This window comes from Tateyamaria sp. GN1-10 (assembly GCF_055693845.1).
The window spans coordinates 622193-636736 of record NZ_JBVFUR010000004.1 but is presented as its reverse complement, the minus strand read 5'-3'; the positions used below and the strand labels follow the sequence as shown (position 1 = coordinate 636736).

At 59.8% G+C, this 14544-nt stretch carries 12 protein-coding genes; 7 read left to right on the top strand and 5 right to left on the bottom strand.

Annotation, left to right across the window (positions count from 1 at the left end; all coding sequences use genetic code 11):
• Positions 1-56: 56 nt before the first annotated feature.
• The gene (locus tag ACZ1HN_RS04970; protein WP_299204072.1) at positions 57-1517 is read right to left on the bottom strand and encodes an AMP nucleosidase; all 1461 of its coding nucleotides are present in this window, start codon (positions 1515-1517) and stop codon (positions 57-59) included.
• On the bottom strand, positions 1514-3316 hold the full coding sequence (gene ade, locus ACZ1HN_RS04965) for an adenine deaminase (RefSeq protein ID WP_472726696.1): 1803 nt from the start codon (positions 3314-3316) through the stop codon (positions 1514-1516). Before ade ends, ACZ1HN_RS04970 begins: the two co-directional genes overlap by 4 nt.
• Before the next feature lie 173 nt (positions 3317-3489).
• Between ade and ACZ1HN_RS04960 the strand changes: the two genes are divergently transcribed.
• Positions 3490-4245: a class II aldolase and adducin N-terminal domain-containing protein gene (locus ACZ1HN_RS04960; RefSeq protein WP_299601461.1), complete on the top strand. Its 756-nt coding sequence runs from the start codon at positions 3490-3492 to the stop codon at positions 4243-4245.
• 12 nt (positions 4246-4257) lie between these two features.
• Here the strand turns inward: ACZ1HN_RS04960 and ACZ1HN_RS04955 are convergent, their stop codons facing one another.
• Positions 4258-5337, bottom strand: coding sequence for a Hint domain-containing protein (locus ACZ1HN_RS04955; protein WP_472726695.1), 1080 nt, complete (start codon positions 5335-5337; stop codon positions 4258-4260).
• Positions 5334-6932, bottom strand: coding sequence for a Hint domain-containing protein (locus ACZ1HN_RS04950; RefSeq protein ID WP_472726694.1), 1599 nt, complete (start codon positions 6930-6932; stop codon positions 5334-5336). The genes ACZ1HN_RS04955 and ACZ1HN_RS04950 overlap by 4 nt, the downstream gene beginning before the upstream one ends.
• Before the next feature lie 244 nt (positions 6933-7176).
• On the opposite strand from ACZ1HN_RS04950, the gene dapE reads away from it, so the two are divergent.
• From dapE to rnr, 4 genes are read left to right on the top strand one after another with little or no spacing between them, the layout of a single operon-like run.
• Positions 7177-8322 (top strand): succinyl-diaminopimelate desuccinylase, encoded by a 1146-nt coding sequence (dapE, locus tag ACZ1HN_RS04945; RefSeq protein WP_472726693.1) that lies wholly within the window; start codon positions 7177-7179, stop codon positions 8320-8322.
• On the top strand, positions 8319-8741 hold the full coding sequence (locus tag ACZ1HN_RS04940; protein ID WP_472726692.1) for a GNAT family N-acetyltransferase: 423 nt from the start codon (positions 8319-8321) through the stop codon (positions 8739-8741). Before dapE ends, ACZ1HN_RS04940 begins: the two co-directional genes overlap by 4 nt.
• Complete coding sequence (locus ACZ1HN_RS04935; protein WP_472726691.1) at positions 8738-9307, top strand: TIGR04282 family arsenosugar biosynthesis glycosyltransferase; 570 nt, start codon at positions 8738-8740, stop codon at positions 9305-9307. The genes ACZ1HN_RS04940 and ACZ1HN_RS04935 overlap by 4 nt, the downstream gene beginning before the upstream one ends.
• A 31-nt stretch (positions 9308-9338) precedes the next feature.
• The gene (gene rnr, locus ACZ1HN_RS04930) at positions 9339-11594 is read left to right on the top strand and encodes a ribonuclease R (RefSeq protein ID WP_472726690.1); all 2256 of its coding nucleotides are present in this window, start codon (positions 9339-9341) and stop codon (positions 11592-11594) included.
• Here the strand turns inward: rnr and ACZ1HN_RS04925 are convergent.
• Complete coding sequence (locus tag ACZ1HN_RS04925; protein ID WP_299774277.1) at positions 11591-12283, bottom strand: glutathione S-transferase family protein; 693 nt, start codon at positions 12281-12283, stop codon at positions 11591-11593. The two genes, rnr and ACZ1HN_RS04925, sit on opposite strands and share 4 nt — an antisense overlap.
• Before the next feature lie 84 nt (positions 12284-12367).
• Between ACZ1HN_RS04925 and ACZ1HN_RS04920 the strand changes: the two genes are divergently transcribed.
• Together ACZ1HN_RS04920 and ACZ1HN_RS04915 are read left to right on the top strand one after the other, a co-directional pair.
• The gene (locus tag ACZ1HN_RS04920) at positions 12368-13087 is read left to right on the top strand and encodes a helix-turn-helix transcriptional regulator (protein WP_299204102.1); all 720 of its coding nucleotides are present in this window, start codon (positions 12368-12370) and stop codon (positions 13085-13087) included.
• A gap of 68 nt (positions 13088-13155) precedes the next feature.
• The gene (locus ACZ1HN_RS04915; protein WP_472726689.1) at positions 13156-14511 is read left to right on the top strand and encodes a lytic murein transglycosylase; all 1356 of its coding nucleotides are present in this window, start codon (positions 13156-13158) and stop codon (positions 14509-14511) included.
• Positions 14512-14544: the final 33 nt, after the last annotated feature.

Here is a 14544-nt window from a genome sequence, read left to right as displayed (position 1 = left end):
AACGAATAGTGGCTCAAGGCAAGCTAAAATAAGGGGTTTTCCGCTGTTTTTCGCCGTTAAAGGAAGGCTGTTTCCTCAAAAGACCGCAATTTCCGGCTGTGAATGCGCTCCAGAGGCATGGTTCGCAGATGCTCCATCGCGCGGATTCCGATCATCAAATGGCGCGCAACCTGCTCTTTGTAGAAGTTCGAAGCCATACCCGGGAGCTTCAATTCGCCATGCAGCGGCTTGTCGGACACGCAGAGCAATGTGCCGTAGGGCACGCGGAAGCGGTAGCCGTTGGCGGCGATCGTTGCGCTTTCCATATCCAGTGCGATGGCGCGGGATTGGGACAGGCGCTGCACCGGCCCGTGCTGGTCGCGCAGTTCCCAGTTGCGGTCATCATAGCTCGCCACGGTGCCGGTGCGCATGATGCGCTTCAGCTCGTAGCCCTTGAGTTGTGTGGTCTCGGCCACGGCCTCTTCCAATGCGATCTGGATCTCGGCCAGCGCGGGGATGGGAACCCATGGCGGCAGGTCAGTGTCGAGCACGTTGTCCTCGCGCAGGTAGGCGTGGGCCAGAACGAAGTCCCCCAGGGCCTGGGAATTGCGCAAACCGGCACAGTGGCCGACCATCAGCCAGGCGTGGGGGCGCAGGACGGCAATGTGGTCTGTTGCCGTTTTGGCGTTGGACGGCCCCACACCGATGTTCACCAGCGTGATACCAGAGCCGTCGGCACGTTTGAGGTGGTAGGTCGGCATCTGCGGCATCTTGGGGCTGGTGGGCAGCTCTTGATCGCCTGCCGTGATTTCGGCATTCCCTGTCGACACGAAAGACGTGTACCCGCTGTCGGGATCGTCGATCTGCGCGCGCGCATACGCCTCGAATTCCGAGACGTAGAACTGGTAGTTCGTAAACAGAACGTGGTTTTGGAAGTGATGTGCATCGGTGGCGGTGTAGTGTGTAAGCCGTGCCAGCGAGTAATCGATGCGTTGGGCCGTGAACGGGGCGAGCGGGCCAATGCCATCGGCGGCTTCGTATGTGCCGTTGACGATGTCATCGTTGGTGTTTGTCAAATCCGGAACGTCAAACACGTCGCGCAGGGGAAAGGCCGCTGCCCCTTCTTGCGGGACGGTTATGTTCTGTTCGTTTGCCACCGCGAAATGGACGGGCATCGGTGTGTTTGAGTAACCGATTTCGACAGGTTGCCCGTGATTGGTGATCAACAGGCCGATCTGTTGTGTCAGGTAGTTTTCGAAAAGGTCGGGCCGCGTGACCGTCGTGGCGTAGGTGCCGGGGTCTGCTACGTGCCCAAAGCTGAGGCGCGTATCGACCTGCGCGTAGCTTGACGTGGTAAAGCGGATTTCAGGGTAGTAGGCGCGCACGCGCCCCTCGGGTGCGCCGTGCTCCATCGCGTGCTGGAACTGCTGGCTGAGGAATTCGACCGCGTCTTCGTACAACTCGCGCAGATGGGTCACCGCAGCCTTGGCGTCGTGAAATTCGGTGTGGCCGTGGCCAGCTTGTTCAAGTGTTCTCATGTTGTTGTCTCAAGGACTGGAATGAAATCAAACGTGCGGACATCGACCAGTCCCAGGTCGGAGATGCGCAGTTCAGGAATAACGACAAGCGCCAGCAGCGAGTGCTGCATATAGGCGTTGTTCAGGGTGCAGCCGCAATCAACCATGGCCTGCACCATCTTGTCGGCTTTGGCGGCAACGTCGCGAGCGGGGCTGTCTGACATCAGGCCCGCAATGGGCAGTTCGACAAGCGCGAGTTCTTCCCCATCGTGGAAGATGGTGATGCCGCCACCCACTTCGGCCAGCCTGTTGGCGGCCAGTGCCATCTGATCCCGGTCTGTGCCGACGACGATCATGTGGTGACTGTCATGCGCCACGGTCGAGGCCATGGCCATTTTGCCCTGGTAGTTAAAGCCGGACACCAGCGCGTTTGTCACGCCGCCGGTCGCCTGGTGCCGTTCGACCAGCGCGATCTGGCAGGTGTCGCCGTGGCTTTCGACCTTGCCGTCACTGACAGGCATGTCGCGTTTCAGCGCCTTGGTTGGTGCCTGGTTTTCGACAACACCGATGACGTTGGCCGTTACGGAGTTGCGCCCCTCTGGCGCTGCTATCTCGAAGTCGGTGGCCGTCTTGGGCGCACCCACGTTGATTGTTTGACGCGCTTTGGTGGGCCAGTCGAGATGCGGGCATTCAGTCGTCAACTCGCCGTTGATGGAGACTGTCTTGCCCCTCGCGATGACCTGTTCGATGGGCAGTGTCTTGAGGTCAGATGTCAGGATCACATCCGCCCGGCGTCCGGGCGTCAGAGATCCGATTTCACGCTCCAGCCCGAAATGCGTGGCCGTGTTGATCGTCGCCATTTGCAAAGCGATCAGCGGGTCGCATCCACACGCGATGGCGTGCCGCACAACGCGGTTCATGTGCCCGTCATTCACCAGCGTGCCAGAGTGGCTGTCATCGGTGCAAAGGATCATGTTGCGGGGATCGAGGCCCTTTTCGGTGATCGCCGTGATCTGCGTTTCAACGTCGTACCACGCGCTGCCCAGCCGGATCATGGACCGCATGCCTTGGCGCATCCGGGCGATAGCGTCGGCCTCGCATGTGCCTTCGTGATCATCCGCGGGGCCGCCGGCAACATAGGCCGCAAAATCAGGCCCCAAATCAGGCGATGCGTAGTGTCCGCCCACCGTTTTGCCCGCCCGTTGGGTCGCGGCGACTTCGGCCAGCATTTGCGGATCAGCGGCAGCCATGCCGGGGAAATTCATCATCTCGCCCAGACCGATGATGCCCGGCCATGCCATGGCCTCGGCCACATCCTCGGCGCTGATCTCGTACCCTGTCGTTTCCATCCCTGGCGCTGAGGGCGCGCAGGAGGGCATCTGTGTCCAGATGTTCACCGGCTGCATCAGCGCCTCGTCATGCATCAGACGCACGCCTTCGAGGCCAAGCACGTTGGCGATCTCGTGCGGGTCGGTGAACATGGTGGTGGTGCCGTGTGGAATGACGGCCGCCGCAAACTCCGCGGGGGTGAGCATCCCGGATTCGATATGCATGTGCCCGTCGCACAGGCCGGGGATCATGTAGCGGCCATTTGCCTCGATGATCTCGGTCTCGGGTCCGATCTGTGCGCTGGCGTCCGGCAGGACGCAGGCAATACGCCCGTGTTTGATGGCGATGTCGTGGTCTGGCAGTGCCTCGCGCGTGTGCACATTCACCCAGATGCCACCGCGAATGACAGTATCCGCAGGCGCACGGCCAGCGGCGACATTTACAAGATCGGGGGCAACATCGGGCCAGGACGGGAAAAGGTCATGTTCCATGTCCTAAATGATCAAGTTTCGCGGGGAGGTGCAAGGGGGACCGCACAGATGTTGTGAAACTGTCATTTCGGCAGGCGGGGTTTGGCTGACGTGGTTTCGCGAGCAGAGCGGGATTTGTATTGATCGAAGCCGTGCCGCCGTGCACGCTTTGATCCAGGCAAAGGGAGAGCATCATGACCGTCGCACAGATTCGCCCCAACATGGACAATTGGCAGGAGCGCGTTGACCTGGCTGCTGCCTTTCGCTGGACCGTGCGTTTGAACATGCATGAAGCGGTGGCGAACCACTTCTCCCTTGCCATCAATGACGACGGGACGAAGTTTTTGATGAACCCAAACCAGATGCATTTCTCGCGCATCAAGGCGTCGGACCTGATTGTTGTGGATGCCAACGATCCCGACAGTATGGAGGGGCCGGACGCGCCCGATCCGACAGCGTGGGGGCTGCATGGCGGGATGCACCGGCATTGCGCCCATGCCCGCTGCGCCATGCACGTGCATTCGCCCTATGCCACAGCTCTTGCGGCCTTGGCCGACAGCACGTTGCCGCCCGTCGATCAAAATGGGTGCATGTTTTACAATCGTGTGGTGGTTGATGGGGATTATGGCGGCCTTGCCTTCGAGGAAGAGGGTGAACGCTGTGCCAAGCTGTTCGATGATCCCAAAACGAAGGTGATGGTCATGGGCAATCACGGGATCATGGTGATTGGCGATACAGTGGCCGAAACGTTCAATCGGATGTTCTATTTCGAGCGGGCCTGCCAGACCTATCTTTTGGCGCTGCAAACCGGGCAGCCGCTGCGTCTGATCCCGGATGACGTGGCAGAGAAGACGGCGCAAGAGATCGAGGACTATCCCGAGCAGGATTTGCGTCATCTGGCCGAGCTGAAGGCCATTCTGGACGAAGAGGGATCAAATTATGCCAGTTAACCCCCGTCCCTTTTAAGCTGCGCGCTGATCGACCAGCGTGATCGCCTCGAACGGGCCAAGCACTTGGTGGATGGGCCGCGCATGTTCGGGCAGCAGACGGCTTGGGACGTCTGCCAGCACACTTGCATTCAAACGCTCTGCATCACGGCGAATACGCCCGATATACAGACTTTCGACTGCGCAGCCTGCCGCAATCAGAGACTCATTCCCAGGCAGGATAAGTTGAACGTAGTCTGTAGTGCTACCGCATGTGTTCCAGATCGCGGCGTGCCCGTTCACGAGGTGCCGAGCAGGCACCAGGACCGCTTCCTGTCCAAAGATGTATTCGACCTCGGACCCTTTCAGAACAAGTCGCTGTTCAGGCGCGACAACGATGTCGCGCTGCAGGCCAAAATAGGGTGCGCGCAGCCGCACTGGGGCAAAGCTGCCGCGCGCGGGAACGGTGTGGCGTATCGTGTGCAGGATGGGAACGATGTCGCCGCTGTCTGTCACTACGGTATCGCCGCGTTGCAAGACTTCGGCAGGGCGGTAGCCGCCCGGTGTCGCAATGGGTGTTGCGGGGTGAAGTGATGGCATCGGGCCGATCGGCAGGATATCGTCGCTGAGTGCGCTAAACAGCACTTCTTGTGACAATGTCCGAGCTGGATGAGCCAGCACAACATCGCGCAGATCGTCAGTCATGAACGGTCGGGGCATGTGAACGGGACGGCTGACGATGCGGTTGCCTTCGGGCCGCTCCAGGGCCAGCCGCCCCCACCCTTCGGGTGCGTTCCATGCGTAGGTGACCCGCAGCGTGTGGGTGCGCCCGTCATTGGCCCAGCGGATGGCAGCATGCGTGATATCGGTATTGTGCCGGTGCAACATGGCAATGCCGCCGCCCGGGATCGCACGAAACGACAGCTCGCGCGGCCAGGGAAAGGGGTGTGCGATGCCGAGTAGTTCGTGGGGCCGTTCATGCCCAGCCACCTGCGTTTCGAACATCAGCGTGCCGCGTTCGAGCATCGGCCCCAGCTTTGCAATAGACGTGTCTTTGCCAAGGCCGGTTTTCGAAAACCGACCGTCCTCGTGATCGTTGACGCCGATCCAGGTCATGCGGCGGCGCGCGACTTGCGCCACAGCCCAGCTTCGTATCCGCGTAAAGTACGGCGGGCGGCTGGGCCGTAGCCTTCGCCCGTTTCAGGGTCGAGTTCAGGGAAGATGCTGCAAATCTCCTCCACGATTTCCCGCTCGAAACTCTTGGTTGTCTGCGGTCCGGGCAGGAAGCTTTCGGTTGCCAACCCGCCCGAGAACACAACCTGATGTCTGTCGAACATCAGGTGGACATAGGTGACTGTCCCGCCCTCACGCCGGGTGACGGAGCGGTCGTTGACCAGATCTTTCGCCGCCACCAGAACTTCGCGATCACCAAACAAAAGTTCGGCCAGACTGTCGCGGATCAGCACGCGGTGCAGAGGAGAGAGCATGACATCGTCATGTTGGCCAAATGTGCCAGCGCGGATCAGGATCGGGGCGTATTGATCTTGGGCAGCGACGGTGCGAGTGCCAATCCAGCGCAAGGGCTGTGGCCCATCGTCTTGGGTCAGAACCGGATCACCTTCGCGCAGGCTTTCGACCGGAACATCGCCCTCAGGCGTCGAGATCAGAGTGCCTGCCACGAAACAGGGGACGGATGTTGCATTGACGAAGCCGACGTCCGTGTTGTTGCCGTCCGTGACGGTATACGTGAAGTTAAAGTCTTCTTCGTCGCCGTCGCCAACAACGGTCAGTTCGCCATTCGGGCCAATCGTGACTTGTTGTCCTGTTGGCAGTGTGATGGTCGTCCCAATCCCGGTGACGGAGTCGTAGCTGACAGGCTGGCCGTTGATATGGGTGATCGTCAACGTGCTGCCCACGGGCGACACATCGTTGTCGAGTACGTTGAACGAAGTTGTCCCGTCCGGGTAGACGTTCACGTCATCGCCCACGGCGACCAAGGATGTCTGAACCGAGTCCCCGGCAATCAGCAGGTTGGAATCGAACTGGCTGTCCGCAACATCAGCGATACCGATCCGGATCGAATTTACCACGTCCGGGTTGACGACCATGGTCAGGGTCAGGGTGATCGTGAACCCGTCCATTTCGGTATTGAAGTCATCATTTGAGTTGTCGACGAACATGTTGATGTTGTTGGTGGTGTTGATGTTTCCTGGGTCGGTATCGCCATCCCCGACCTCCATTTCGACAAGGTCACCGTTGACCCAGACACCCACAAAGTCCTGGTAGATCGAGTTCTGGAATTCGGGATATTCCTCGGAGCTGAAAACGAATTGCATCGTCATCAGGTTTCCATCCGGAATAAAGTCAACATCCAGATAAGATGCGTCGAAGGTTCTTGCCCCTGCCGCCGCATTAAACTGGCCATTGTTGTTTTGTCCCGAGGTGTTGGTCGACGTGTTGGTCGCCTGGTTCTCTTGACCGGAGGAGTTGGTGAAATCCTCAACCTCGCCCGTTGACAGGATGACACCCGTATCGCCTGGGGTCACGCCGGGGGAGACGCTGTCACCGTTCGAATAGATCCCGGCGCTGTCTATGTCGCCAGTATACGATGCGGATACCACCTGAACACCGTCGCCAAAGATGGCATCTGCCATATCGGACGCGTCAACGCCTTCGCGCACCGTTTGAATCGGAAGCTCTGCTGCCGGCATGTTTGCCCCACCCCAATAGTTGCGGACAGAACAAGCGCAGCGCACGCGGTTGATCCGCGCGTCTTGTGTGCCTTTTTATGCACTTGGGTGGCCGCACGTTGGCGGCCGAACTGCTGATGCCCTGCCTCGGGTCATATTATTGCCCTGACCCTAGCACAGCTATTTGCGGGCTGTTAACTGTCTTGGCGGCGTAAGGTGTTCGCAACGCGTCCTTTTCGCCACATGCTTGCAAAGGGGCTTATTCATGCAACCTGTTGATCCTGTTGCTCTGACCGCTGAACTTGTGCGCTGCCCGTCGGTGACACCGATGGATGCGGGGGCTTTGGATATCCTGCACGACCTGTTGTCGTCGGCTGGTTTTGAATGTGCATGGGCTGATCGTGGCGGCATTCGCAACCTCTTTGCCCGTTTCGGTGCCAAGGGCCATGCGCGGACCTTTGGTTTCAACGGGCATACGGATGTGGTGCCGATCGGCAATGCCGAGGATTGGACCATGCCGCCCTTCGGTGCCAAAGAACGTGATGGCGTCATGTACGGTCGCGGCACGACGGACATGAAGTCGGGCGTCGCTGCCTTCGCCGCCGCCGCCATCGATTTCGTCACGAGCACACCGCCGGATGGCGCGATCGTCTTGGCGATCACAGGGGATGAGGAGGGCGACGCGGTCGACGGGACGACCGCCCTATTGGCGCATATGGAGGAAGAGGGCGAAGCGATGAGCGTCTGCCTTGTGGGTGAGCCGACCTGCCCCGACACGATGGGCGAAATGATGAAAATCGGTCGGCGTGGATCAATGACCGCTTGGTTCACCGTCACTGGTGTGCAGGGTCACTCTGCGTATCCGCATCGCGCCAATAATCCTCTGCCCCCGCTGATGCGTCTTATGGACCGGTTGGCCAGTCACGAACTGGATCAGGGTACGGATCACTTCGACCCTTCCACCCTTGCCGTGGTCACGGTGGATACCGGCAACCCAGCCACCAACGTCATTCCTGCGCAAGCCCGCGCGGCAGTGAACATCCGCTTTAATGATATCCATTCGGGTGACAGCCTGACCGCGTGGTTGAAGGCGCAGGTGGACGAAGTGGCAAGCGCCTATGGTGTTGAGATCGACGTGACGGTCAAAGTGTCTGGCGAGAGTTTCCTGACCCCGCCGGGGCACCTGTCTAACCTTGTGGCCGCGGCAGTCGAAGCTGAGATCGGGGTGAAGCCGGTTCTCAGCACATCCGGAGGCACCTCGGATGCGCGGTTCGTGAAAAACCATTGCCCGGTTGTCGAGTTCGGGCTGGTTGGTCAGTCCATGCACAAGGTCGATGAACATGTGGAGGTGGCACATATTCGTCAGTTGAAATCGATCTATACCCAAGTCTTGCAGGACTATTTCAAGTGACTTGGCAGATCGAACAGACCGACGATCTGACCACCTGCCACGCGTTGCGGCGCTCCGTGTTCATCGAAGAACAAGGTGTGAGCGAGGCGGAAGAGGTGGATGGTCTGGACGAACATGCATTGCACGTATTGGCTCATGTTGAGGGCAAGCCGATGGGATGCGCACGCATTCTGGTGCAAGGCTCCGTCGCCAAGATTGGACGTGTATGCGTGTTGAAAGAGGCGCGCGGCACGGGCCTTGGTGCGGCGATCATCCAGGCGTGTCTTGATGTTGCCCGCCGACAGGACGGTGTTTCGAAGGCCAAGCTTGGCGCGCAAACCCACGCGTTGGCATTCTATGAACGGCTTGGATTTGCCGCGTTTGGCCCGATCTATGACGATGCCGGCATCCCGCACCGCGACATGGAGAGGCCACTTTGAGGTCCACGCTGGTCGTCATGCTAAAAGTGCCGAGACCGGGCCGCGTCAAAACACGTCTGGGCGGGGACATCGGGATGGTGTCGGCCGCATGGTGGTTTCGTCATCAGGTGCATGCGCTTTTGCGCCGGATTGAAGACCCCCGCTGGCGCGTGGTGCTTGCTGTTGCGCCTGATTACGAGGGGATGGGCAGCCGTGTCTGGCCGGGACGGTTTGAGCGGTGGCCGCAAGGTAGGGGCAACCTTGGTGACCGGATGATCCGAATGATGCAGCAAGCGGGTGGTCGGGTCTGCGTGATTGGGGCTGACATCCCTGATATTACCAGAAAGCGTATCTCAAAGGCATTCGCGGCGCTGGGCAACCACGATGCAGTCTTTGGGCCTGCGCCGGATGGTGGGTATTGGCTGATCGGGGTCAAAACAGGCTCTAAATTGGGGAAATCGGCTTTGAACGGGGTACGCTGGTCAACAGAACATGCGCTTGATGACAGCCGTGCAGCGCTGGGTATGCCCCGTGTTGCGCTGGTCGACACACTGGCGGATGTCGACAGGGTCGACGATTTGCGATGACGCCCCTGTATGCGCGTGCTACCTCGAACCCATGAGCCGTATTCCCACAAAATCCGAGATACTGGACTGGATTTCCGCCAATCCGACCCTGACTGCAAAGCGTGACATCGCCAAGGCGTTCGGGATCAAAGGTGCTGCGCGCATCGACCTCAAACGCCTGCTGAAAGAGCTGGAGGCCGAAGGGCATCTGGAAAAGCGCAAGAAGACGTATCAGGACCCAGACCGCCTGCCGCCTGTAAGTGTGCTGCAAGTGGAGGAATCGGACAATGACGGTGATCTGTTTGCCCGCCCGATGGAGTGGCAGGGTGAAGGGGTTGAACCCAAGATCCTGGTCCTGCCGCGCGCGTCTGATCCAGCCCTTGGACCCGGCGACCGCATTCTGGCGCGTCTGACATTGGTCAAGGACAGCGATCATAATTACGAAGCGCGTCTGATCCGCCGCATTGGCACCAACCCGCGCCGCATATTGGGCGTGTTTCGGGCCGGAACCGAGGGCGGACGTATCGTGCCCGTTGACAAGGGCAGCGACAAGGAATGGTCAGTGCCTGCGGGGGCGACCCACGGTGCCAAGGATGGCGAGTTGGTCGAAGCCGAACAGGCTGGGCCGAAAAACCGGATTGGCCTGCCCCGTGCACGCATTGTGGAACGGTTGGGCGATCCGTCAGCGCCCAAGGCGGTGTCGCTGATTGCGATCCATGAACACGGTATTCCTGACGCCTTTCCTGATCCGGTGATCGCCGAAGCCGATGCGCAAAAGCCCAAAGGCTTGAAGGGGCGGGAAGACCTGCGGGACATGCCGCTGATCACCATCGACCCGTCCGATGCGCGGGATCACGACGATGCGTGCTATGCCCATGCCGACGACGATCCCAAGAACGAAGGTGGGCATGTCATCTGGGTGGCGATTGCGGATGTCGCAGCCTATGTGACGCCCGGCTCTGCGTTGGACCGCGAGGCGAAGAAGCGTGGCAACTCGACCTATTTCCCGGATCGGGTTGTGCCGATGCTGCCAGATCGGTTGTCGGGCGACCTGTGTTCGCTGCACGAGGGTGTGCCGCGCGCCTGTATCGCGGTGCGTATGCAGATCGATGCGCATGGCGAAAAGATCGGGCACAGTTTTCATCGTGGCCTGATGCGTTCACCCGCGTCGCTGCATTATGAGGAGGTGCAGGCGGCCATCGACGGGCACCCGAATGACCGCACACAGCCCCTGTTAGAGCCTGTTTTGCGGCCTCTCTATGCGGCCTACGCGGCTTTGGTCGAGGCGCGCAAACGCCGTCAACCGCTTGAGTTGGACCTGCCGGAACGACAGATTGTTCTGGACGAGGATGGCACGGTGCGGTCGGTCGCATTCAAGGACCGGCTGGATGCTCACCGTCTGATCGAAGAATTCATGGTGCTAGCGAATGTTGCCGCAGCTGAGACGTTGATCGCAAAGAAAACGCCGCTCTTGTTCCGAAATCACGAAGAACCTTCGCCGGACAAGTTGGACAGTTTGCGCGAAACGGCGCAAGCGGCAGGGCTGACCCTTGCCAAGGGGCAGGTGCTGACGACGGCGCATCTGAACCGGCTGCTGGCGCAAGCGGCTGAGACCGAGGATGCAGAGCTGATTAATATCTCGACCCTGCGGTCGATGACGCAAGCCTATTACAGCCCACAGAATTTTGGGCATTTTGGCCTGGCGTTGCGCAGCTATGCGCATTTCACATCGCCCATCCGGCGCTACGCGGACCTGATCGTGCACCGGGCGCTGATTGCGGCGCATGGCTGGGGCAAGGATGGGCTGACGCCGGAAGACATCGAGAACCTGGAAAAGACGGGCACCCACATCTCGGACACGGAACGCCGGTCGATGGTGGCCGAGCGGGACACGACGGATCGTTACCTTGCCGCGTATCTGAGTGAACGTGTGGGGGATGAGCTTGAAGGGCGTGTGGCCGGAATTGCCAAGTTCGGTATCTTCGTGAAGCTGGATGACAGCGGGGCGGACGGTCTTGTACCGATGCGGTCCATTGGTGCGGAGTATTTCCATTTCGACCGCGAGGCGAACACGCTAATGGGGTCCGACACCGGCATGATTATCGGTTTGGGGCAGCGCGCGACCGTGCGCCTGGCCGAAGCGGTGCCTGTGACGGGAGGCATCGCTTTGGAGCTTCTCACTCTGGACGGACAGGCACTGCCACGCGGTCGGCGCAGCCCGGCAGGTCGCAGCCCGCGCCGCAAACCTGCCAATGCCAAGCGCCGGTCAGATAAGGCCAAGCGCAAGGTAAGTCGCAAGCGGCGCTAACCCAGCGCCGCCTCGACCCGTTTCATGTAATCGACCAACATCACGTCTTGCTTCACCCGGCGTGAGAGTGCCGTCCCCCCGGGAGTGGAGGCCATGGCGCCGAGCATGGCGGCGACACTGGCGTCTGCCGCACTGGGTTTCGGTCCGAACAGGAACGGGCCGTGCCACAGGCGATCGGTTATGGCCAAGAGGTCCGGTTCGATCCGCTCAAGCCGTTCGCCTGCGGTCAAGCGGCCAAGACCTTGTGCATCCATGCCGCGCAAGAGCATGCGGCGGATGCCACGCGTGATGAATTTGCGCAGGAAAGTGGGGATTGCAGCAAAATATGTGTCTCTAACCAAGGGCCAAACGGCTTTGTCCCCCCAACGATCCATGACAACGTGGAAGTACATGTGCTCTTCGGCCATGCGGATGAAAGCGCGTGACGTAGCACGATCCAGATCGCTCAGCCCCTGGTCAAAGTGTGCGCCGTGCTCTTCCAGCCAGGCGCGGATATTGTCGCTATCGCCGATGATCTCATCATCGACCCAAAGGGCGGGCAGCTTGCCCTTGGGCCAACTGCGCGGATCAGCGGTGTCTTTGCGCTGCCACTGCAGCCCGGACAGGTTCAGAAGGTACAGCGCCTTGACGCAGAACGGGCTGCCGCTGGGTTGGCCAAAGGCGGGAGGGTAAGTCACAAGGGTCAGCATCTTTCTCTCCTCAAAATGAATTCTGAGCTTGAGATATCGAGGCGTACTGTCAGAAATTGGCAGCACATGTGATATGAATGAAGCATGACCAGAACACACCGCCTTTTTCAGTTGATGCAGACCTTGCGGCGGCTGACGCCCCCTATCACGGCGCAATCGCTTGCCCATGAAATGGACGTGTCGCTGAGGACGATTTATCGCGATATCGACGAGTTGCGTGGCCTTGGCGCCGTCATTGATGGTGAGGCGGGGTTTGGCTTTACGCTGATCGAAGATGCCTCATTGCCCCCACTTGGTTTCGAGAATGACGAATTGGAAGCGTTGGTTCTGGGGTTGCGCGATGTTGCAGTCATCGCGGACCCGGCACTTGCGAAGGCGGCGACGTCCGCGCTGGCAAAGATTCAGGCCCGCGTGCCACCGAAACAGGCGCACCGGTTGAAACATGCTGTGCTTGATGCACGGCGGTATTGGCGGCCTGATCCGCCACGCATTGATGTTGGCACGCTTCGACAGGCAGCATGGGACGAGGTGAGCGTGCACTTTGCCTATCAGGATGCCAAAGGCGATCAAACCGAGCGGACAGTCAAACCGCTGGGCATCGTCTACATGGAAAACACCAACGTGTTGCTGGCGTGGTGTCACCTGCGCGAGGACTTTCGGGTCTTCCGTTTGGACCGTATGGATGAGCTGTGTGTGACGGACAAAAGCTTTCGCCCGCACCGTGTTTCGCTATTGCGTGATCACCTGGCGCGTATCAGGGCAGAAGTTCACGAAGTGGCGAAGGACCGCGCCCATTTCGACTGAGCCTTTGCCGGACAGCCGATTTTCGCTACATTAGGGAAAACGCGGCACAAGCGATTATGAGGCAAAACATGCGGTGGGCAGTCACCCTTAGCGCGGCAGGCAGCGCGATTTTCATTGCTGGCACAGCAATGGCACAAGCCATTCCGTCTTCGATCAGGCCCGAACAGCGGCCCGTTGTGGATACGGTTACCCGGACACAAACGCTGTCACCACTTGATGTGGCAACCCTAACGGTTGTGCGTCCACAGCTGCGCCCGGCCGCGCTGCAAGCACCATCCCCACCGCCCGTGGAAGCATCAGAATCCAATGCGGATTTTCAGCGATGGATCAGGGATTTCAAGTCGCGTGCACTGGCCCAAGGGATCAGTGGTGCGACCTTTGACCGGGCCTTTGACGGGGTGAGTTATGATCCGGACGTAATCCGCCTGGATCGAAACCAATCAGAGTTTACCAAGACGATCTGGGAGTATCTGGACAGCGCCGTGTCCGACCGGCGCGTGCGCAACGGCAAACAGGCATTGCGTGAGCATCGGGATGCGTTGGAGGCCATCGAGGCGCGTTACGGTGTTGCCAAGGAGGTGGTTGTCGCCGTTTGGGGGCTTGAGAGCAGCTACGGCAGTATTCGCGGGTCGAATGATGTCGTGCAAAGCCTTGCGACACTTGCCCATGACGGACGGCGGGGAGAATTCTTTGAGGAGCAGTTGATTGCCGCCCTGAAGATCCTGCAAAGCGGTGATACCAGCCCCCGTAACATGACCGGATCCTGGGCCGGTGCGATGGGGCACACGCAGTTTATGCCGACGTCTTACCTTGACCATGCCGTGGATTTCACAGGCGATGGTAAGCGTGATATCTGGTCTGATAATCCCACGGATGCGCTCGCGTCGACCGCAGCCTACTTGGCCGGGTTTGGCTGGATTAAGGGCCAGCCTTGGGGCGTTGAGGTGGAGCTGCCAATTAGCTTCGACTATGCGACAGCCAGCCGAAAGGTGGCCCGCATGCCGTCCCAATGGGCCAATCTTGGGGTTTTCGGTGTCGATGGTAAGCCGGTTCCGGACTACGGTTCTGCGTCGATCCTGTTGCCCGCAGGCAGTCAGGGTGTCGCCTTCATGATCTTCAAAAATTTCGAGGTGATCGAGCGGTACAACGCGGCAGATGCTTATGTCATTGGCGTGGGGCATCTGAGCGATCGGATTGGCGGCGGGCAAGAGTTCCAGGCGGAATGGCCGCTGGAGGATCGTGCTTTGACCTTTTCGGAACGTAAGGAAATGCAGCGTCGCCTGACGGCGGCCGGGTTCAGCACCCAAGGTGTGGATGGTCGGATTGGGCCAAAGACCTTGGAGGCGGTGCGCACGTTTCAGCAGTCACAGGGGTTGGTTGCGGATGGATATGCGTCACTGACCTTGCTGAAACGCTTGCGGTGATCCGCAAGGGCGCCTGCGGCGGCGCTATTGTTT